Origin of the sequence: Sphingomonas sp. Leaf38, from assembly GCF_001421825.1 — a bacterium.
In the GTDB taxonomy this organism is placed as follows: domain Bacteria; phylum Pseudomonadota; class Alphaproteobacteria; order Sphingomonadales; family Sphingomonadaceae; genus Sphingomonas.
Genome location: NZ_LMLD01000009.1, coordinates 409,681 through 430,894, shown reverse-complemented (window position 1 = coordinate 430,894; position 21,214 = coordinate 409,681). Strand labels below are relative to the sequence as shown.

At 65.9% G+C, this 21,214-nt stretch carries 14 protein-coding genes; 6 read left to right on the top strand and 8 right to left on the bottom strand.

Annotated elements, in window-relative coordinates:
• Nucleotides 1-118: 118 nt before the first annotated feature.
• Entirely contained in the window at nucleotides 119-1,228 is a 1,110-nt protein-coding gene (locus tag ASE88_RS04195; RefSeq protein WP_055876404.1) for an ABC transporter ATP-binding protein, read from the top strand.
• Here ASE88_RS04195 and ASE88_RS04190 read toward each other — a convergent pair.
• From ASE88_RS04190 to ASE88_RS04180, 3 genes are read right to left on the bottom strand one after another with little or no spacing between them, the layout of a single operon-like run.
• A complete protein-coding gene (locus ASE88_RS04190) occupies nucleotides 1,189-2,037 on the bottom strand; it encodes a carbohydrate ABC transporter permease (RefSeq protein WP_056475708.1) in 849 nt (282 codons plus the stop codon). The genes ASE88_RS04195 and ASE88_RS04190 overlap by 40 nt on opposite strands.
• Complete coding sequence (locus ASE88_RS04185) at nucleotides 2,028-2,909, bottom strand: carbohydrate ABC transporter permease (protein ID WP_056475705.1); 882 nt, start codon at nucleotides 2,907-2,909, stop codon at nucleotides 2,028-2,030. The genes ASE88_RS04190 and ASE88_RS04185 overlap by 10 nt, the downstream gene beginning before the upstream one ends.
• On the bottom strand, nucleotides 2,906-4,183 hold the full coding sequence (locus ASE88_RS04180; protein WP_162233384.1) for an extracellular solute-binding protein: 1,278 nt from the start codon (nucleotides 4,181-4,183) through the stop codon (nucleotides 2,906-2,908). Before ASE88_RS04180 ends, ASE88_RS04185 begins: the two co-directional genes overlap by 4 nt.
• A 174-nt stretch (nucleotides 4,184-4,357) precedes the next feature.
• Here ASE88_RS04180 and ASE88_RS04175 point away from each other — a divergent pair, with 174 nt between their 5' ends.
• From ASE88_RS04175 to ASE88_RS04165, 3 genes are all read left to right on the top strand, one after another.
• A complete protein-coding gene (locus ASE88_RS04175) occupies nucleotides 4,358-7,273 on the top strand; it encodes a TonB-dependent receptor plug domain-containing protein (RefSeq protein WP_082466195.1) in 2,916 nt (971 codons plus the stop codon).
• Nucleotides 7,274-7,343: 70 nt separating this feature from the next.
• The gene (locus ASE88_RS04170; protein WP_055876390.1) at nucleotides 7,344-7,778 is read left to right on the top strand and encodes an acyltransferase; all 435 of its coding nucleotides are present in this window, start codon (nucleotides 7,344-7,346) and stop codon (nucleotides 7,776-7,778) included.
• A gap of 396 nt (nucleotides 7,779-8,174) precedes the next feature.
• Nucleotides 8,175-9,398, top strand: coding sequence for a hypothetical protein (locus tag ASE88_RS04165; protein WP_414893421.1), 1,224 nt, complete (start codon nucleotides 8,175-8,177; stop codon nucleotides 9,396-9,398).
• 329 nt (nucleotides 9,399-9,727) lie between these two features.
• On the opposite strand, the gene ASE88_RS04160 is transcribed toward ASE88_RS04165, so the two are convergent.
• The 5 genes from ASE88_RS04160 to htpG all read right to left on the bottom strand — a co-directional run bounded on the left by ASE88_RS04160 (nucleotide 9,728) and on the right by htpG (nucleotide 17,545).
• The gene (locus tag ASE88_RS04160) at nucleotides 9,728-11,146 is read right to left on the bottom strand and encodes a TolC family protein (RefSeq protein WP_056475695.1); all 1,419 of its coding nucleotides are present in this window, start codon (nucleotides 11,144-11,146) and stop codon (nucleotides 9,728-9,730) included.
• Entirely contained in the window at nucleotides 11,143-12,234 is a 1,092-nt protein-coding gene (locus ASE88_RS04155; protein ID WP_056475692.1) for an efflux RND transporter periplasmic adaptor subunit, read from the bottom strand. Before ASE88_RS04155 ends, ASE88_RS04160 begins: the two co-directional genes overlap by 4 nt.
• Entirely contained in the window at nucleotides 12,224-13,909 is a 1,686-nt protein-coding gene (locus tag ASE88_RS04150) for an ABC transporter ATP-binding protein (protein WP_056475689.1), read from the bottom strand. Before ASE88_RS04150 ends, ASE88_RS04155 begins: the two co-directional genes overlap by 11 nt.
• An 88-nt stretch (nucleotides 13,910-13,997) precedes the next feature.
• Nucleotides 13,998-14,897, bottom strand: coding sequence for a hydrogen peroxide-inducible genes activator (locus ASE88_RS04145; protein WP_055876376.1), 900 nt, complete (start codon nucleotides 14,895-14,897; stop codon nucleotides 13,998-14,000).
• Nucleotides 14,898-15,598: 701 nt separating this feature from the next.
• Nucleotides 15,599-17,545: a molecular chaperone HtpG gene (gene htpG / locus ASE88_RS04140; protein WP_082466193.1), complete on the bottom strand. Its 1,947-nt coding sequence runs from the start codon at nucleotides 17,543-17,545 to the stop codon at nucleotides 15,599-15,601.
• A gap of 140 nt (nucleotides 17,546-17,685) precedes the next feature.
• Between htpG and ASE88_RS04135 the strand changes: the two genes are divergently transcribed.
• Nucleotides 17,686-19,848: an ATP-binding protein gene (locus tag ASE88_RS04135; RefSeq protein WP_056475686.1), complete on the top strand. Its 2,163-nt coding sequence runs from the start codon at nucleotides 17,686-17,688 to the stop codon at nucleotides 19,846-19,848.
• 103 nt (nucleotides 19,849-19,951) lie between these two features.
• A complete protein-coding gene (locus ASE88_RS04130; protein WP_082466191.1) occupies nucleotides 19,952-21,076 on the top strand; it encodes a nucleoside hydrolase in 1,125 nt (374 codons plus the stop codon).
• Nucleotides 21,077-21,214 lie beyond the last annotated feature (138 nt).

Here is a 21,214-nt window from a genome sequence, read left to right as displayed (position 1 = left end):
GGGCGGAATGACCGCTTCCGGGTCTGCGCATCGCAAAAATCCGAGCGCTGTGGGTAGGATGACTTTGCCCGCAGTCGTGTCTGCCGCTACCCACGGGGCTGAGGCAAAAGGACATGCGGTGGCAAGCGTCGAAATCAGCGGACTGTTCAAGCGTTTCGGTGATACGACGGTGCTCCAGCCGACGGACCTGACGATCGAGGCCGGTGAGTTCGTCGTGCTTGTCGGGCCATCGGGGTGCGGCAAGTCGACGCTGTTGCGGATGATCGCCGGGCTTGAGATGCCGAGCGCGGGACGCGTGATGATCGACGGACGCGACGTGACGGACGCGGCGCCATCCGATCGTGGGCTGGCGATGGTGTTCCAGTCCTACGCGCTCTACCCGCATCTGACGGTCGCGGAGAATATCGCATTTCCGTTGAAGGTCGCGAAGATCGCCAGGCGCGAGGTCGCAGAGCGGGTCGCGGAGGTCGCGGCGATGCTCGATCTGTCGGACTTGCTCGACCGACGGCCGCGGGCCTTGTCGGGTGGTCAGCGCCAGCGCGTATCGATCGCCCGCGCTGTGGTGCGCCAGCCAAAAGTGCTGCTGCTCGACGAGCCTTTGTCGAACCTCGATGCCAATCTGCGCGCGCGCATGCGACACGAGTTCGCGCGGCTGCATCAGCAGCTTGGCGCAACGATGATCTACGTCACGCATGACCAGCTCGAGGCAATGACACTCGCCAACCGGATCGTCGTGATGAGCGAGGGGCGCGTCGAGCAGGTCGGTCCGCCGATCGAGGTGTACCGCCGGCCAGCGAGCCTGGCCGTCGCGGCGGCGATTGGATCGCCTGGCATGAACCTGCTACCGGCGACGGTCGCGGGGGTCGGCTCCGATGGTGCGACCGTCAGGCTGGCGGGGGGCGGGACGGTAAACACCGGCGCGATCGTCCCGGCGGGTGCGGTCGGCGCGGCGGTCACGCTCGGCGTTCGGCCTGAACATCTGCACGTGGATGATGCGGGGCCGTTCGTCGGCGCGGTCGAGCTGTTCGAGCGTCTCGGGCCGCTGTCGTTCGCGCATCTTGGGGCCCGGGGCGCGGCAAATACGATTGTCGCGCAGCTCCCCGGGGAGCGCTCGGTAACGTTGGGCGAAGTCCTACGCGTCGGCGTTGCGCCCAAGGACGCGCATGTGTTCGGCGCCGATGGCCGCGCCTATCCCTTCACGCTGCCGCCGAGCAATCCGGTCAGATAATAACGCTGCAACGCGAGGAAGAGCAGCAGCACTGGCATCGTCGTGACGACGGCCGCCGCCATCATCAGTTCGCCGTCCGCCGAATGCTCGCGCGCGATCGCCGCGACGGCGACGGGCAGCGTGTAGAGATGCTGGTCGGCCAGCACGATCAACGGCCACAGGAAGTCGTTCCACGAGCCCAGGAACAGGAACAGCGCCAGCGTCACGACGATCGGCGTCAGCAGCGGGAGCACGATCGTCACGAAAATCCGCGTTTCGCTGGCGCCGTCGATCCGCGCCGCGTCGATCATCTCGTCGGGGATCGCCAGCGTCGCCTGCCGCACGAACAGGATTGCGAAGATGCCCGCAAGGCTTGGCAGGATGACGCCTGCGTAGCTGTTGACGAGGCCGAGCTGCTTGAAGATCAGGAACAGCGGTAGCATCGCGACCTGGCCGGGTACGACCAGCGACGCGATCAGGATCTTCAGCAGCCGCTCGCGTCCGCGGAACCGCAGCTTGGCGAACGCGTAGCCGGCGGGGACCGTCAGCAGCAAGCCGAGCAGCGTCGAGATCGCGGCGATCGCGATGCTGTTGAACAGCGCGGGGACGATCCGGTAGTCGAACCACGCCCCGTCGATCAGCCGCCGGACGAGCAGCTCGTGGTAATTTTCCAACGACCAACGCGACGGCCAGAGCGGCGTCGGGAGGGTGCTCGATTCTTCACGGGGCATGAACGACACGATCACCATGTAGAGCAGCGGCGCGATCGTCAGTGCGGTCAGCAGCAGCACCGCCACATTGGCGAGGACCGCGCGAGGTTTCAAAGCCATTCGTAGCGCCTCCCAATCCGCGTCTGGATCATCGTCAGCGCCAGGATCATCAGGAACAGGATGAACGCGACCGCGCTGGCCTGGCCGAGGTTCCACCATTTGAAGCCCTCGTCGAACATGAAATACAGGATCGTCGTGGTGCTCTGGGCAGGGCCGCCGAGCGTCATGACATAGGGCTCGGCGAAGATCTGGAGGAAGCCAGCGACGCTCATCACCGCGGCGAGCAGCAACGTCGGACCGATCGCGGGGAGGGTGACGTGGCGAAAGCGGCTCCAGCGCCCGGCGCCGTCGAGCCGCGCCGCCTCCATCAGATCCTGCGGCACCGCGGACAGCGCAGCGGTGAAGACGATCATGTTGTAGCCGAAGATCTTCCAGGTGACGAAGATCAGGATCGCCGGGATCGAGGTGTGCGGGTCGCCCAACCAGTCGACCGGCGCGAGGCCGACCGTCGCGAGTACGCGGTTGATAAGCCCCGAGCGTTCGTTGAACAGGAACCGCCACACGACCGCGGTCGCGACGATGCTGGTGACGTAGGGCGCGAACAACAGCACGCGCCACAGCGGCTTCCACCGCACCGTCGCGTCGTTCAGCAGCATCGCGACGGCGAGCGACGTACCGATCGCCATCGGCACGCCGAGCAGCGCGAACAGGGCGGTGTTGGCCATCGCGCGCCAGAACAGCGGTGTCGAAAACAGATCGACGAAATTGCCGAGCCCGACGAAGCGCAAATTCGCCCAGTCCGCGAGCGCGTAGATCGAGTAATCGGTGACCGACAGCGCCATCGCGAGCGTGGTCGGCAGAACGAAGACCAGCGCGATGATCGCGAGGACCGGCGCGGAGAAGAGCCAGGCGGTGCGTTCCTGACGCGTCATGCGAGCGTCCCTGCCTCGATGAGGGCGCGCCGCTTGGCAAGCAACTGGTCGACGCGCGTGTCCAGGCCTGCCAGCGCCTGCGGGATCGTCTGGACGCCTCGCACGACGCGCTCGGCGGCGAACTGGACCTCGAGCTTGATCCGCTCCCATTCGATCACTTTCGGCGCGGTGGCGGGAAACCGCATCTGCTCCTTGAACGGGGCGAGAATTGGCGCGCGGAGTTGCGGCGACGACCACGCGCTCAGGCGAGCCGGCAGATTGCCGATCAGGCGCTGGTAGCGGAGTTCGCTCACCGGCGAGCTGAGGTGGCGAACCAGCGCCCAGGCGTCCGCCGCGCGCGGCGTCGCGGCGGATACGCACAGGCTGGTGCTCAGCGCCGACACGGCGCCAAGACCGTGCGGGCCGGCGAGCCGCGCGGTTCCCCAACGCTCGGCGGGGAGCTCCGCGGCGCGACGGTGAAGGTCGAGCAACGTCGTCGGACCGGTCGGCCAGATCGCGAAATACCCCTGCGCAAAAGCCGCGACGGGGTCCTGTATTTCGGTCGAGAGCGCGATGGGTGCGAGCCTTTCGGCAAAGATCTGGGCGTAATAGGCGAATGCCGCCCGTGCTTCCGGCGTCGCAAAGTTCCCGCGCGTGTCATGGTCGCGCAGCATCGTCGTACCCGTTTGCATCAGCATCGTGATGAGCATGTCCGGCCAGTTGAGCAGAAGCATGAAGACGAAATCGTCGGGCCGCTGTCGCTTGATCGCGCGGCCCATGCGGAGCCAGCCGTCCCAATCGTCGGCGGGCGCGGCATAGCCCGCCTTGGCGAGAATATCGCGGCGGTAGAACTGAACCTGCGGTGCCACCGACCATGGCACTGCAAAGTCCCGGCCACCGACCTTGGTGGCATCCAACACACCGGGAAACATATCTGCGGTCAGCGTCGGGTAAGCGACCGGGGCGATCGCGCCGATCGTCGCGAACTCCTGGACCCAGCCGTTGTACAGCATCAGTACGTCGGGCATCGCGCCACCCGCCTGCGCCGTTAGCAGCTTTTCATGGCTCGCGGTCGCCGGGAGCGATTGGACATCGACCGCGATCCCCGTCGCAGCTGCAAATGCGGGCATCAGCATCGGCGAATAGTCGCCTTCGTAGCTCATCGCCCAAAATCTCAGCGGTTCGGGCTCGCGCCTGCCGCCGCAAGCCACCAGACCCAGCGTCGGCACGAGTCCCAATGCGGCTCTTCGCGTCCAGTCGTGTGCCTGCTCCCCCATCATCAGATCGTGGCGCATTGCGACCGTCCACGCCACCCCCTGTACAAACCAGTAACGCGCAGAATTTTGCGCTAGGTTAATAGCTTGGCGGGGTTTGCGCAGGTAGCCTCCTTGCTCAGTAGCCGGCGGTTCGGTTAAGCCAGACGCAACAACGTCGGCAGGGGGCAATGCCGTCGAGCAGGGAGAGAAGTCATGCGTATCCTTCGCCGCCGTCATCTGTTGTCCGGCGCTGTGCTGCTTGCGGCGACTTCGGTACAGGCGCAGATTGGCCCGCAGGGCGCCGATATGCCCGTGTCAGCCGCTACCGATCCGGCCCCCGATTTAGCTGCCAATCCCGTCGCCGATCCAGCGGGCGAGATCGTCGTCACCGGTTCGCGTATCGCTCGCCCCGATTATGCGGCGCCGAACCCGATCGTCTCGTTCAGCGCGGCTGACCTGCAGAAGTCGGGCAATACCAATGTCACCACCTTCCTGCAGCGTGTGCCGGCGCTGACAAACTCGCGCGACAGCACGCGGACCGCGGGCAATGCGCAGGCCGATGGCAGTTTCGGGCAAGTCGGGCTCAACCTGCTCGACCTTCGCGGTCTCGGGCCGAACCGGACGCTGGTCCTCGTCAACGGCCGCCGCCACGTCGCCGGCCAGCCTGACACAGCGGCGGTCGACATCAACGCGATCCCGACCGACCTGATCGAGCGGGTCGACGTGCTCACCGGGGCGGCATCGGCTGTGTACGGTGCCGACGGCGTCTCCGGGGTGGTGAACTTCGTGCTGAAGCGCGACTTCGACGGCGTCGCAGCCCGCAGCCAGTTCGGCATCTCGGAGCGCGGCGACGCCGCCAACCGCTTCGCCTCGCTGATCGCGGGCCGCAACTTCGCCGACGGTCGCGGCAATCTGACGCTTGCCTATGAGTATAATGCCGACCAGCCGCTCGCGAACGACGATCGTCGGTATCTCGCACCGGGCGACCGCCAGTATTTCGTTAACCTCGACACTTATGATCCGACGCGCGCTGGCAGCTACAAGATCGGACCGGTCGGCGACCTGCGCTATCCGTACAGCTCGAACCAAGGCATCGTGTATATCGGCGACCAGACGTTCCGCGGCGACGGCGCGCTCTATACGCCCGGCCGTTTCCTCCAGAACGATGGCTATTCGGTCGGCGGCGACGATACGCCGGTCGCGGGGTATATCGGCGACATCTTCCCGCGCACCCGCCGCCATGCGGTCAACGCGCTGACGCATTACGGCGCCTCGGACGCGTTCAAGATCAGCCTGGAGGGCAAGTTCGTCCAGTCGACCGTGACCAGCTTTGGCGGCTATGGCGGCAATTACCCGGCTATCATCGCGCTCGACAATCCCTACATCCCGGCCAGTATCCTCGCCGCCGCGACTGCGGCCGGGCTCGGCTCGGTCGACGTCAACCGCAACAATTTCGACATCCCGCGGCGTGGCGAGGAAGACCGCCGACGCACCTATCGCGGCGTCATCGACGTCACCGGCCGCATCTCGGAGCATGCCAGCTACGACGTGTCCTATACCTATGGGCAGACAGACGTCCGCGCGACCAAGCTCAACGACCGCCTCAACGACCGCTTCCTGAACGCGCTCGATGCGGTGCGCGGGCCGAGGGGAACGATCGTCTGCCGTTCGGTCGAGGCCCGCGCGGCCGGCTGCGTCCCGGTCAACACGTTCGGCGGCAACACCGTGGACCCGGCCTCGTTCGGCTATTTCCTGAGCAACCCGGCCAGCAATGCGCGACTGACTCAGCACGTCGCTAACGCCTCGCTGAACGGCGACTTCGGACAGTTTTTCATACTGCCCGGCGGCCCGGTCGCATTTGCTGTCGGTGGCGAATATCGCCGCGAGTCGAGCAGCTTCCGTCCGGCGCAGGCGATCACTGACAATCTGTTCTACCAGTATGACGAATACATCCTGCCGACCCCGTCGAGCGGCCATTTCGATGTCTGGGAAGCATTCGGCGAATTGAACGCGCCGATCCTGAAGGACGTACCGTTCGCCAGCCTGCTCTCGGTCGGTGCCGCGGGACGCTATTCGGATTATTCGACGGTCGGCTCGACCCGTGCGTACCAGTTCAACGGTATCTACGCGCCGATCCGCGAGATCAGCTTCCGCGGCTCCTACGGCCGCTCGGTCCGCGCGCCCAACATCGGCGAGATTTTCCGTCCGCAGACCGGCAGCAGCAACTTCTTCTCCGATCCCTGCTACCTCGGCAACCGCACGCTCGGGACGCAGTTCCGCACCGCGAACTGCCAGACGCTGATCACCGGCGCAGGGGGCAATCCCACCACCTTCACCGCGCAGAACAACCCGAACGCGACGATCTTTATCCCCGGCACGCAGCAGGGCAATCGGGAGCTGCGCGCCGAAGTCGCGCGCACCTGGACCGCTGGCGTCGTGGTACGGCCGATCGCGGGGCTGTCGATCGGGCTCGACTGGTACGACATCCGGTTGCGCGATGCGATCAACACGCCCGATGCGAACACGATCGCCTCGCTGTGCGTCGACCAGCCGACGCTCGACAACGCCTATTGCAACGCTATCAGCCGTGAGCGCGGCACCGGGTTCATCAACGGCTATGTCGTCCAGCCGCAGAACGTCGCGGCGTTCCGCACCGCTGGCGCCGAACTCAACATTGCCTATCGCTTCCGGACGGCGCGCGCGGGGGCGTTCGATATCCGCCTGGTCGGGGGGTATCTCGACAAGCTCGAACAGATCGCGACGCCCGGCGCGATCACCGAGAACAATGTCGACCAGCCCTTCCGGCCGAAATACACCTTCACCTTCTCGCCGAGCTGGACCGCGGGTGCGCTCACATTGAGCTACAATCTGCGCTGGCAGGACGGTGTCCGTCGTTTTGCCAAGGCCGATACCGACGCAAACCCGAGCCTCGTCGATCCACGCTATTTCCGCTACAAGGAACTTTGGCAGCATGATGTGCAGGCTGAGGTCGCCGTCGACACGCGGTTCTCGGTCTACGGCGGCATCAACAACCTCGCGGACCAGAAGCCCGACATCGGTTTCGAGACCAACGTGCCGATCTCGCCGGTGGGTCGCTACTTCTACGCGGGGGCCAGGGTTCGGTACTGAAACAGACCGTTGACCGGCAGCGACGTGTCAACAACGGATGGCAAAATGCCGAATTTGGGAGCCGAACCCCGTGCTGACCGAAGACATGATGACACGCATCACGATGGAGGAAGGGGCCTTTATCGATCCGAGCTGCACGGTTATCGATCCGCATCGCCTGACGCTGCGCAAGGGTGCGTTTGTCGGCCCGGAGGGACTGATCGACGCCGGCGGTGGCGTCGAGATCGGCGAAGCGGTGCGGATCAGTTACCGGTGCACGATCATCTCGCTGACCCACCACATCACACGCTCGGTCTGGCGACGGGGCGTGGACGGGGATCGACTTCGGCCTGTCCTGATCGAACGCGGCTGCTGGGTAGGTGCCAACGTCACGATTTACCCGGGCGTGATCGTGAGGGAGGGGTGCGTCATCAACGCCGGATCGGTCGTGGCGAAATCTACCGAAGCACATGGACTCTACTGTCCGCCATATGCCGTGCGTATCAAGAATCTGGACTTCGAGTGAGGGCATGAGGGCGACGCCTGCGCCGTTGCTCGGCATTCGCCGCGGCAACCCGTAAAGGATCTGATCGGGCGTGCCGCAACTGGCGGCCGGATACACGAATGGCTGATAGCGGCTTGCAGCCATGAGACCCCGAGTAGCCGCGTACTGGGTCTTGCTGGGCCTGCGCTGGCTGGGCGTTCCACCCGGTCCCGACACGCGAGCGCGCCGGAATATTTTTGAGCGCGATGCTTCCTGCAGGCAGCCGCTCATCACCTGCAGAAATGGTTCGATGCGGCTTGAACGCGTACGCGATTGATGGCCGGGTATGGTGGACGAGGACGTGATTGACGCCTAGCGTTGGCGACGGATTGCGGAGTCTTGGCGATGGTCATAGGGCGTTGGTTGGTTGCAGGCAGCGTGTTGGCCGCCGCCCCTCTGCCCGGCCAGGGTACGCCGCCGCCACCGTCCGCAGAGGCGGCACCGGCTCGCGATATCGTTGTCGTCGGCAGCCGTATCCCGGATTTTGAAAAGGTCTTGGACGCCTGCCTTGCGGAGCATTGCGCGCCTGACAAGGACATCGCCGCGACACTTGCGCTGGCCCAGGCGCAGTTTGAAGTCGGCACATATGATGCCGCGCGTGCGTCGCTGCTGGCAGCACGGCGTCGCAACGCCCGGTTCGCAAAGCAATATCCGGTGGCGGTGGCCAATCTTCACCATGCCAATGGCGTGATCGCGGGGCATCTCGGCCTAGCCGACGCCGAATGGTCGAGCGCTCTCGATACCGTCAGCGCGATCAAGGCCGGCACTGCTGAAGACGATCCGCGTGTGTTCCTGGAGCGGATCGAGCTTGGCGATGCCTATGCTCGCGCCGGCCGGTTCAAAGGCAGCGAGATGCAATATGCGGGCATCGCCCGACGCGCACACAAGCTCGGCCTTGTCGAGATCGAAGGGCTTGCTCTGCTACGCATAGCGACGCTGAACACCCGCCTCGCCGAACAGAATCACGCGATGTTCGCCTCCTCGGCACGCCAGGCGATCGATGCGCTGCTCGCCCGGCGTGAACCGGCGTTGCAGCCTTATCAAGTGGCCGCCGGGCAACTTAGCTTTTTGCTGGCTGCGCAGACGACCCCCGGGCCAGAGCTGGATCGCCTGGTTGCGCAATATCCAAGGCAGCCTGCCGGAGCGCCTGCACGGATGTTATACGCCCCCGCCATTGCGCTGACCGCGTCTCCCCAGGGAGTGCGTAACGGCTTCGGCTCGAACTCCGGCGCGATTGGCCTGTTCAACGCCGGAATGCCGGCCACGGGGATGGATAGCTATGTCGGGCAATGGATCGATGTGGCCTTTACGATTGGCGCCGATGGCCGAATCAGCGACGCGCACATCTCGCGGAGTGGCGATCGTGTGGCGTTGAAGAAGGGCTGGGCCGAACAGGTGGTCCGCGCGATATCGGTCCGTCGCTATGCCCCGCAAGCGCAGCCAAGCTATGGACGCGAACGCTATACTTTTACCGCGAACCTTGTTGCGGTGACGGGGTCGCGGCTGCAGGCCCGCGACCCGACGCCGCGTCTCGTTCGCGCGGATCTCGGCCCAGAGACGACCGCATCACCGACGGCGTCCGATCTCGCACCAGCATCCTGAAGTCGTATCGGTTTCGTTCGACGGTTTCGGTCGGCTTCCAGCGCGGCGGAAGCGCCGCGATAGCCTGCAGCCTTCAATGGAAAACGCAGCCGTCGCAGTTCCGCCATTTCGGCTTTACGCGCTGCAAACCTGCAAAACCGCCGGTACGAAATCTGCTGCGTTCGGGACGCCCTTTTGGTCGTGTCTTGCCCGCGATGGCGCGCGATGTACGCCGGACTTTCATATCCGCGGTGCCGATGTCGCCCAAATTGGGGCACGCAGGTCCGAAATCCGAGACACGGCAAGCAGGCATCTGTTGCATATCATCGGCCCCGTTTCTGCAATTTTGGTCAGCGGATAAGCCGTAACGCATCGCGATCGGCGACAGCGGCAGCCAATTCGGCACGCGCGGACGCGATCCGCGCCTGCGCGTCTATCAGACGCACACGCGCATCGGTGGCGGTTTCCTCACGTTGGTTCACCAGGAAGAAATCGGCGGATCCCAATTCGAAACGACGACGCTCGGCCGCCGCCAGACGGTCGGCCAGTTGCCGCTCCTCGTCGGCGATCGCGGTCAGCCGCTCCGCAGCGCCGACCGCGATGACGATACCCTGGACCTCGACGGAAATTTGGTCGCGTAGAAAGCGACCGCGCTGGCCAAGCGCGTCGATCTCGGCACGCGCCTCTGCGACGCGGCCCTTGGCGGCGCGGTTTTGCAGCCGCACGCTGAAGCGGAAACCGATCGCAGCCTCGAGCGGGGTCCGGTTGGGGCCACCCAGGCCGACCGCACCGACATCCTTGCCGACCTCGCCGCGCAGGTCGAGCCGGGGCGACAGGTCGTTCTCCGCCAGCGCCAGTCGCGACGTCGCCTGCTCGATCCGCGCGAGCACCGCGCGATAGTCGGGGCGCTCGACTGGCCCCGCCCGCGTCGCCGCGACGGACAGCGCGGCGAGCGCACCGGCACCCGCGGGCATGCGATCGTCCGATACCGTCACGGGCGCACCCGCCTCGTCGCGCAGATAGAGCGACAGCGCATTGGCGGCACCAGCGACATCCTGCTCGGCGCGCACCGCCAGCGCGCGTCGCCGGACGAGGTTCTGGTCGTTCTCGACGAGCAGGATCTCAGGCCGTGCGCCGAGCGTCACCAGCCGGCCGATCGCGCTGCGACGCCGCTCCGCGAGGTTCAGCAGGTCGCGATAGGCGCGCAGCCGCAGACCCGCCGCGACCCAGGCCTGATAGGCGTCGACCGCGCGCCGCTGCACGCCGACCGCGACCATCTCCGCCTCGAACCGCGCGACGTCGATCTCGGTACCGGCGATCGTCCGCCGCGTGCGGCGTTCGTCGATCACCCGGTCGCGCAGCAACGCGAACAGCGCGCCGACCTTCGCCTCGCCGAGCCGGTTGGTATAGGCCTGGTCCTCATAGACCGGGAACGTGCCGCGCGACGCACGATAGCCACCATAGACATAGCCGCCATTGCCGGTGAGCGGGCGCGTCGCGCGGCTCTCGACCACCGTACCGTCATAATAGCCCGCGACGCGGGACTTTGACTCGACGTCGAACACGGTGTCGAACGCGCCCTCCGCGGACAATGCGCGACCATCCGCCTGCCGCACCTTGGCGAGCGCCTCGACGATCTGCGGCGCGGAGCGCGCGGACGAACGCAGCACCTCGTCGAGCGTCAGCGGCGTGCTTTGCGCGGACGCGGCGACAGGTGCCAGCAGGACGAGCAGGAAAGCGACGCCAAGAAGAGGGGGGACCCGCGTCATTTCTTGGCGTCCCCGTCCTTGCCGGTTTCGTCCGTGCTTGTCTTGGCGGGCGGCTTGGGCTGTGCCTTGGCCGATGCCGCGCCGCGCTGGCCGAATTCGAGCGGGAAGTCGTTGAGCTGCCGCCACAGTTCGTAGCCGACAAGGACGGTTTCGCCCTGCACCCAGCCGCGCACCTTGCCGCCCGGGCGGACGAAGTTGGCGGTCGGCCAGCCCGGCTTGCCCGGCCGCGGTTCGACCAGTATGCGGAACGTGCCGTCGGGGGCGGCATTGGGGTCGATCATGCGAACGCGCCCGTCGAACATGCCCTGCGCAATCGAGGGCCAGCCGCTGAACTGGATCGCGGGCCAGCCCTCGAACTCGAGCCGCACCGGGCGACCGGGACGGATCAGCGGCATGTCGCGGCCATCGACGTACAGCTCGACCGCGCGCTCGACGCGCTCGGGCGCGATCACCGCGAGCACCGTGCCGGGCGAGACCAGCGCGCTGCCGCTCGCGGCATTCAGCTGCTGGACGCGGCCGTCGCGCGGCGCACGCACCAGCTGTGCCGACTGGCGGTTGAGCTGGATGTCGATCCGGTTGAGTTTCGCGCGCGCCTCGGCGAGCTTGGCGCCCGCGTCGGCGACCTTCATCTGCGTCTGCTCGTAATCGCGGCGCGCGGCGAGCCCTTCGGCAAGCAACTGCCCGGTGCGCGCGACGTCGATTCCCGCGACCGCGCGGCTCTGCTGGATCGCGGCGATCTCCGCCTGCACCTGCGCGCGCTCGGCCCCCAGCCGCGAGAGCAGGTCGGGATCGAGATCGACGACGCGTGCGATCGGATCGCCGCGCGCGACGTGCTGGCCGTCCTGGACGTACCAGCGCTCGACCCTGCCCGGCACCAGCGCGGTGACCTGCTGCTGGCGGTCGCCGGGATCGAGCGCGACCACTTGCCCGGTGCCGTTGGCGGTCTGCACCCAGGGGACCAGCGCCATGATCGCCGCGGCGATCGCGATGCCCAGCACGAGCATCCACGCCACCGCCGACGCCACCCGCGGCGCGCGCATCGCGGCGAGCGTCTGGAAATGCGCGAGGCGATCGGGCTTATACGGCATGGCCGGCTCCCTGCTGGGTCGCGGCGACCAGCGCCGCGCAACTGTCGAAGCGGCGTTGCCGATCGGGTTCGAGATGGAACCAGCCGTCGAGCACGATATCCTCGGGGCGACCCGTGCACAGCAGGACCGTCGTGCCGGCCGCCTTGAGCTGGCGCAGCACCTCGGCGAGGCGGCTGGTCGGGATCAGGTCGTAGAGCTGCGACAGCATCAGCACATGCGGGCGCACCAGCAGCGCATTGGCGAGCTTGAGCGCCATCACCTCGCCGATTGACAGCGGATAGCCCGACGCAGCCAGCGGCGTGTCGAGGCCGTGCGGCAACCCGGCGACGCGGTCGCGCAAGCCGACCGTCTCGAGCGCGTCGAGCATCACTGTGGAGGTCGATGCGGCCGCCGCGAGCGTCAGATATTCGCGGATCGTGACTTCGACGATGCTCGGCCGGTCGAGCACCATCACCTCGGACCGCAGCAGATACATGTCGAACGTCGCCATGTCGGCGCCACCGACCAGAACCAGCCCGCGCTCGGGCACGACATGGCGCTTGAGCACCATCGCCAGCAGCCGCTCGGCCCCGCCGTCCGCGCGCGTGACGAGCTGTTCGCCCGCGGCGAGTTGGAAATCGAAACGTGCGCCCTCGGTCACGACACGGTCGAGCCGCACCGCGCCATCGCCAGGGGATTGTCCTTCAGCGGCGACCGCGCTGTCCTGCGGGATCGCGTAGAGCAGCGACAATTCCTCCGCGCTGGCGACCATGTCGTAGAGCGAATCGAGATACCAGCCGAGCTGCGACACACCGTAGAAGACGCCGCCGAGGATCAGTTCGGCCGCGACCAGCTGTCCGATCGACAATTCACCGCTCAGGATCAGGTTGCCGCCCAGCGCCAGCAGCGCGGCGCTCGCAAAGGCGTAGAGCAGCAGGAAGGCGACCGTCTGCGTGAAGCTGTAACGGAAATAGCGCTGGTGGCGCTCGACATAGGTGGCAGTGACGGCTTCGGACCGGTCCATCGCGAAATCGAAATGGCGGCTCGACTTGTAGAAGCCGTTCGACGCGCCGACGCTTTCCAGCCAGCGCGCGGCCTCGTGCTTGGCGTGGCTCAGCGCGACCGCCGAGCGGATCGAGCCGCGCGACCAGATCAGCCAGATCACGAGGATGACGAGCAGCAGGATCGCGTTGAAGGCGAGGAAGAAGGGATGGTAGAAGCTGGTGACGATCAGCCCCACCGCGGATTGCAGGATGATCGTGAACGCGCCGATGACGAGACTCGGCACCGCCTTCTGCACGACGACAAGGTCGAAATAGCGATTGAACAGGTCGCCGCGATTCTGGTCGGCGAAGAACGGGTTTTGCGCATGGACCGCGCGGACGGTGATCTCGGCGACGATGCGCGCGAACAGCCGCCGCTCGAACAGCGCCATCATCCAGAACCGCATCGCGCTCAGCCCCGCGACCACCAGCAACAGCCCGAGCAACAGGCCCGCGAGCGTCCATAACGGGGCTGGCATCGCGGTGTTGGCGACGCTGTTGATCAGCAGCTGCACCGAGATCGGCGTGGCGAGCGACAACAGGCTGATCGCGACGCCGTAGACCATCGTGAGGCGGACATAGGGCATGTCGGGCCCGACGATCTCCGCCAGCCACGCGGCTGCTGAACGCCATCCGATGTGCTCGCCTGCCATATGCCCCTCGTGTCTGATCGAAGATAAGTATCTCCCATCCGGGCCATTAGGACAATGCAGCGGGCCTTATGCGACCGATAGGAAAATCCTATGCAAAAACAGTGCGTAGCAACCCTGCGATCAAGCCATAGGCCGGCGCGCGCCCGGCACCCTGTCGCCACAGCAATCCGATGTCCCGGTAATAGCGGCTGCCCTTGATCGGCCGCACGACGACGTCGTCGCCCTCGCGCACTTCCTGCCGGACGTAGAGTTCGGGGAGCAGGGCAAGCCCCATGCCCATGCCCGCCATCTGGCGGATCGCATCAAGGCTGGTCCCTTCATAGTCGCGCATCACGCTGGCGCCGACATCGACCGCGATGGCCGCGACCTGTTCGGCCAGTCGATATTCGGGCTGCAGCGTCAACAGGCTGGTGCCGCGCAGATCGGATGGCGCGATGATCGTCTTCGCCACCAGCGGATGATCGGACGCCATCGCGAGATAGAGCGGTTCGCGAAACAGCCGCTCGCTGTGAAACGCGCCGCCCGTCACGGGCAGTTGTGCGAGGATCAGATCGTGGATGCCGGTGGCGAGCCCGGACGCGAGGGCGGGCGGCAGGCCTTCGCGGACATGGACGCGCAGCGTGGGATGCTCGCGGTGCAATCGCGCGACCAGCGCTGGCATCAGATACGCGCCGAGCGTCGGCGAGACGCCCAGCCGGATCGTACCAACCAAGGGATCTGCCGAAGTCGCCCTGAAATCCTCGAGATCGACGACATCGAGCAGGATGCGCCGTGCCCGGTCGAGCAGGTCGCGGCCCAGCGGGGTCAGGATCGCGGGGCCGCCGCGCTCGAACAGAGCCGCGCCGACGATGGTTTCCAGCGCGCGGATCTGTTGCGAGAGCGACGGCTGCGAAACCCCCATACGCTCGGCCGCGCGCGTGAAGCTGCCCGCTTCGGCCAGCGCGACGAAATAGCTGAGGTGACGAATCGTGGTTTTGGGAAAAGGCATCACCCACGCTACCGCGTAAGCATGCGTCCATGCACGCGTTGCCCGTTGAACGGGACGAATGCGCAGCTTTCGGAACCGCGCAGAAAGCGGGCTGAGACGTAAAAGCGCATTGCGTGTTGAGCATCGCGCTGCCCGAGAGCATGGCGCGCCAGGGCCACCATAGTATCGCCCGGAAAACAGGTACGAAGGCCACGGGCTCGCGCACTTTTGGTCCATTTCGCTCGGCCAGCCGGCCCGGTTTAGCTCGGCACGCCGACGGTGTCGGACATCGTGGACCCATGCCTGTTCGAAGACGGTTCGTGCACAATCCTAATCGTCTTGGCGAAAGCAGCCGCGCGATGCTGGCTATCGCCCCGATTTGCCTGCCAGCAGATCGGCCGCTTTCCTCGCCATCCTAGTCATTTCCAAGCTTTGACCGTTTGCGGAAGGACCCGTATCCGCGCAGGTTTTTGCGGTCAGCGTCGGCAGCCGAGGACGCGGCGCCGGACGACGCGGACTTTGGCTGGCCTGACCCGGATCGCGCTGCGCCGTTTCGCGCGATCTTGACGCTAAGGCTGGATATCGTCGAGCCCTGGCTAACGCGCGACGATCGTGACGGTCACCTGCCGGCAAGCGCGAACGCCCGCTCTTCGGACGGGGCGTCGCGGGCAGCTGAGAGGGGGCGCGACCCGGCCGCCGCGTCTCCCTCCGTTTCGTCAGCCTTATCCGAGCGCGCGCGTGAACAAGCGCGCGAGACGCGCGGAGAACGCACGCGCGTCGACCGTGCGCTCGCCGTCGGCGATCTGCGCTTCGTCGAACAGGAGATGCGCGGCGTCTTCGCGCAGATCGGCCTCGTCCCCGCCCAGCGCCGCCAGCTTGGCGATCAACGCCGAGCGCGGGTTGATCTCGAGCACCGGCTTGGCGGCGGGCATCGCCTGACCGCTTGCCGCCAGGATGCGTTCAAGCTGACGGTCCATCCCGCTGTCCGCAGCGACGAGGCAGACCGCGCTGTCGGTGAGCCGTTCGGACGCGCGAACGTCGGATACCGCGTCGCCGAGCGTGGTCTTCACGAAGGTGATGAAGTCCGCGACTTCGGGTGTGGCGTCCGCGGTCGGTGCGGCCGCGCCATCGACGAGTGGGATCAGCCCAAGATCGGCGGCGCCCTGCGTGACCGACTTGAAGGGTTTGCCGTCATGATCGATTCCTGCCGTCACCCAGAATCCGTCGACCGAGTCCGGTAGCAGCAGCACTTCGATCCCGCGCGCACGGAACCCTTCGAGTTGTGGCGAGGCTTCGAGGCGGTCGAGGTCGGTGCCGACCGCATAATAGATCGCGGTCTGGTTCTCCTTCATCGCCGCGACATAGTCCGCGACCGAACGCCATGCACCGGCCGACGTGGTGGTTTTGAAACGGGCGAGCTTGAGCAGCGTATCGCGGCGTTCAAAGTCTTCGTAGAGCCCCTCCTTCAGGACCGCGCCGAAATTCTCCCAGATCTTCGCATACGCTTCTGGATCGCGGGTCGCGAGCTTGTCGAGTTCGCCGAGCACGCGCCCGGTCACGCCCTTGCGGATCGCGGCGAGCATCGGGCTTTCCTGGATCATCTCGCGCGAGACGTTAAGCGGCAGATCGGACGAATCGACGAGCCCGCGCATGAAGCGGAGATAACGCGGCAGGACCTCGGCATCGTCGGTGATGAAGACTCGCTTGACGTACAGCTTCATCCGGCCGTTGCGGTCGGGATCGAACAGGTCGAACGGTTTGGCGCCCGGCACGAACGCGAGCACCGAATATTCATGCAAGCCTTCTGCACGGTAGTGGAGTGTTACCGCAGGTTCGTCGAACTGGCCGGAGACGCTGCGATAGAAATCGGCATAGTCCTCGGGCGTGATGTCGGTCTTGGGCTTGGTCCACAAGGCTGCGCCATCGGCGATTTCGACGGGCTCGGCATCGGGGGTCTCGCGCATGACGATGGGGACGGGGACATGCCCTGACTGGTCCTTTATCAGCCGCTCAACGGTGTAGCGGTCGGTGAACGTCGTCGCGTCTTCGAGCAGGTGAAGAACGACCCGGGTCCCACGCGGCGGTGCGTCCGCGGTATCGACGATCGCGATCCTGTAGGTACCCAGCCCGTCCGACGACCAGACCGACGCGGTGTCGGCGCCGGCGCGGCGCGAAACGACGTCGACTGTTTCGGCAACCATGAACACGGAGTAGAAGCCGACGCCAAACTGGCCGATGAGCTGTGCGCCATCGCTGCCGGTATTTGCGCTGCCGCTGCTGGCGGCGATCCGGTCCATGAACGCCTTCGTGCCCGAGCGTGCTATCGTACCGAGCGCCTCGGCCATGTCGTCGGCGGTCATGCCGATGCCATTGTCCTCGACCGTCAGCGTGCGCGCACTGGGATCGAGCGTTATCGTGATCTGCGTGCGGGACTCGTCGGCCATCAATTCGGGCGCACTCAACGCTTCATAGCGCAGCTTTTCGCACGCATCGGCGGCGTTCGAGATCAGTTCGCGCAGGAATACGGTCTTATCCGAATAGACCGAGTGGACCATCATGTGCAGCAAGCGCGCGACGTCCGCCTCGAACGCGTGCGTTGCAGCAGGGGCAGGGGCAGGGGCAGGGGCAGGAGCGTGCGTTTCGGGTTCGATCGGCGTGTCGGTGGTCATGATGCGGAACGGCTTTCGCTGGAATTTATGATCGGGAGTTGGACGGGCACCGAAATGATTTCAAGGGGAGACGGGTTTGGCAGTCGATTGCGCCACGATCGCACTCCCCAGCGCCGGGTTTCGCGATTATGGGCTAAAGCATGACGACGTCCTCCAACTCACCGCACGGCCACGAGTTTTCGACGGCCGAGTTTCTGAACGGGGGCGGCGAGGCGGCGGCAATGATCCGCGCACGCGATTGGCATGCGCACCCGCTCGGCGATCCGTCGGGCTGGTCGGACGCGCTGTGTACCGCGCTCAGCCTGGTGCTCAACTCACCCGAATCGATGATCCTGTGCTGGGGGCCGGAGCTCTTCTTTTTCTTCAACGACGCGTATTTTCCCCTGCTTGGCCCGCGCTTGCCGTGGGCGATGGGCGAGCGGTTCGATCGGGTCTGGGCTGATGGGCTCGATCAGGCGACGCCGATCATTGACGCGGCGTTGGCGGGAAACAGTACGCGCTATGTCGATCTGCCGTGGAAGCTGGCGACCGATCGCGGGGCTGAGGATACGTGGTGGAGCTTCTCCTACTCGCGCATCCTCGATCGCGATGGTGGTGTCGCCGGGCTGTTCATCTTCACCAACGAGACGACTGCGCGGGTGCTGTCCGATGCAGCGCTGGCGCAGAGCCAGGCGGATCTGACCGCGGCGCTGACAGAAGTGCGTGCGCTCAACGAGACTCTCGAACGCCGCGTCGAAGAGCGCACCGCCGAGCGGAACCTGTTCGCCAGCATCTTCGAGACGACCGACGCGTTCGTCCACGTCGTCGGGCCGGACTATCGGTGGCTCGCGTTGAATCAGGCGGGCGCCGCCGAATTTTTGCGGATTTTCGGTGTGATACCCAAAGTGGGCGACCACCTCCTCGATGTTCTCGGCGAAGGTTCTAAGGAACGCGCCGGGGTCGAAGCAATCTGGTCGCGCGCGCTGGCCGGCGAGGAATTCACGACGACTGCAGCATTCGGCACGCCGCGCAGCCATTATCAGATTAAGTTCAACACGTTGTACGACGAGTCCGGCGCGCGGATCGGCGCGTTCCAGGTCGTTACGGACGTTACTGCCCGCGTGCGGGCAGACGAAGAACTCGAGCAGGTTCGCGAGGCGTTGCGGCAGAGTCAGAAGATGGAGGCCGTCGGCCAATTGACCGGCGGATTGGCGCATGATTTCAACAATCTGCTGACCGCAGTTAGCGGTGGACTGGAACTGCTGAAGCTGCGTCTGCAGCAAGGCCGCTACGATCAGCTCGATCGCTATTTCGAGATGGCGCAGTCGGGCGCGACGCGCGCAGCGGCCTTGACGCAGCGTCTGCTCGCGTTCTCGCGGCGTCAGACGCTAGCGCCGAAGTCAGTCGATGCGGCCGCGCTGATTGCTGGGATGACGGACATCATCGACCGCACGCTGGGCCCGGCGATCGCGGTGCAGGTCGCGACCGCGGCCGATCTCTGGGAGGTGCTCGCGGATGCGCCGCAACTCGAGAATGCGCTGCTCAACCTGTGCATCAACGCGCGCGACGCGATGCCTGAAGGCGGGCGGCTCACGATCGCGGCGAGCAACGTCACCCTCGACGCCAGCGCGACGGTCGAGGATCTGCCGCCGGGCGATTACGTGACGATGGCTGTCACAGACACCGGCACCGGCATGTCCGACGCGGTGATCGCGCGCGTGTTCGAACCGTTCTTCACGACCAAGCCGATCGGGCAGGGTACCGGGCTCGGCCTCTCGATGATCTATGGCTTCATCCGACAATCTGGCGGGCAGGTGCGGATTCGCTCTGCGGTCGGCGCGGGCACGACCGTCTGTCTCTATTTGCCGCGGTATCTGGGCGTCGCAGCGCCGATCGAAACCTCTGACGACGCGATGTCGGCTACGCTCGTCGAGCCCGACGCGCTGCATGACAAGACCGTGCTCGTCGTCGAGGACGAACCCGCGGTGCGCGCGCTGATTACCGACATTCTCGGCGATATGGGCTATCGCACGATCGCGGTCGAAGATGGCCCAGCGGGACTCCACGCAATGCAGTACGCGGCCAGTCAGACCGAGCGGATCGATCTGTTGATCACCGATGTCGGGCTGCCCGGTGGACTGAACGGCCGCCAAGTTGCCGATGCATGCCGGGACATCCGCGCCGACCTGCCGGTGCTGTTCGTCACCGGTTATGCCGCCAACGCCGCGGTCGGCGCTGGGCAATTGGCGCACGGAATGCAGGTGCTGACCAAGCCGTTTACCGCCGCCGAGTTCGCCGCGCGCGTCAATGCCGCGACGAGCTAGGAGATATGCTCGGTTGACGGATTGTCGCTGACCGGCCGAGAAAGACGGCCAAGGTGCGGACCGTTCCATCGGACGGGACGGGTCCATAGTCAGGAATAGCCCGATGCGTCGTTTCGTTGCCGCCCTTTGCCTTTGCACGATCGTTGTGCTTACCGCGCCGGCGGCGTCGATCGCAAAGGTGGCGCCGGCCAGGCGGCTGGTGCTGATCGACGATGACGTCGTCGGGTTGAATGGCGTGCCGGCGCTGCTGCTGCAGGCGCCCGACGTCGATGTGCTGGGGATTACCACGACCAGCGGATCGGTATGGCGCGATACCGCCACAGCGTATGCGTTGCGGACGGTCGAGATCCTTAACCGGTCCGATGTCCCTGTGGTGCCCGGTGCGACCTATCCGCTGCTCAACAACGAAGCCGCGACCGCGCGGTGGGAGGGGCTGTACGGCCGCCTCGAGTTCAAGGGACCCTGGACCGACCCAGCGCCGGCGGTTGCGCTCGGGTCGGGAGTGGGCGTGCCGTCGCCCGCGGTCGTGCCGAGCCTGTCGATCGGCAATCCCGTCATCAAGCCCAGCAGCGAGATCGCCGCGGCGTTTCTCGTCCGGATGGTGCGCGCGCATCCGCACGAGATTACGCTGTTCGCGACCGGGCCGATGACCAACATCGCGATCGCGCAAAGCCTCGACCCGAGCTTTGCCGCGAACGTGAAGGAGCTGGTGTATATGGGGGGCAGTCTCAGCCCGCAGCAGGCGCTCGACACGCCGGCAGCCGCTGCGTTCGCGCGTGGTTTTCTCGACACGCCGCGGCGTGAGTTCAACATCCGCTGGGATCCCGAGGCGGCGCGGATCATGGCGCATGGTGCCTGGCCGAAGGTCACGATGGTCCCGATCGATCCGTCGACCGGGACGCAGTGGACTCGGGGCTTCCTCGACAGCCTGAAGCCTGCGCACAGCACGCTCACCGATACGTTCCAGAGCGGGCTCGAACCGGGGTTTCCGATGTGGGACGAGATCGCGGCGATGGTCTGGCTTGAGCCCGCGATCGTCACGCGCGCCGAGACGCTCTACATCGATTTCGACACCAGCCAGACCGCGGGATATGGCGACACGTTGTCGTGGCAGGAGGCGTACCGGCCACATCTGGGCGAACGCGCGCAGACCGTCGTGCTGCGCGTCGACCGGGCAAAGATGGAGACGGCGATGCGCACGTTCTACATGCGGCGCGTCGGGCGCTGAGGCGACCGTCGCGGAGTGGGGCAAAGATGTCGCGGTGGCCGGTAAAAGCACACCCAGCCTGATCCCGCCTATTGCAGCGCGTTACAGCGGTGTTACCGATCCACGACAGATCCGGGGCACACGGATCGACGCCGGAGG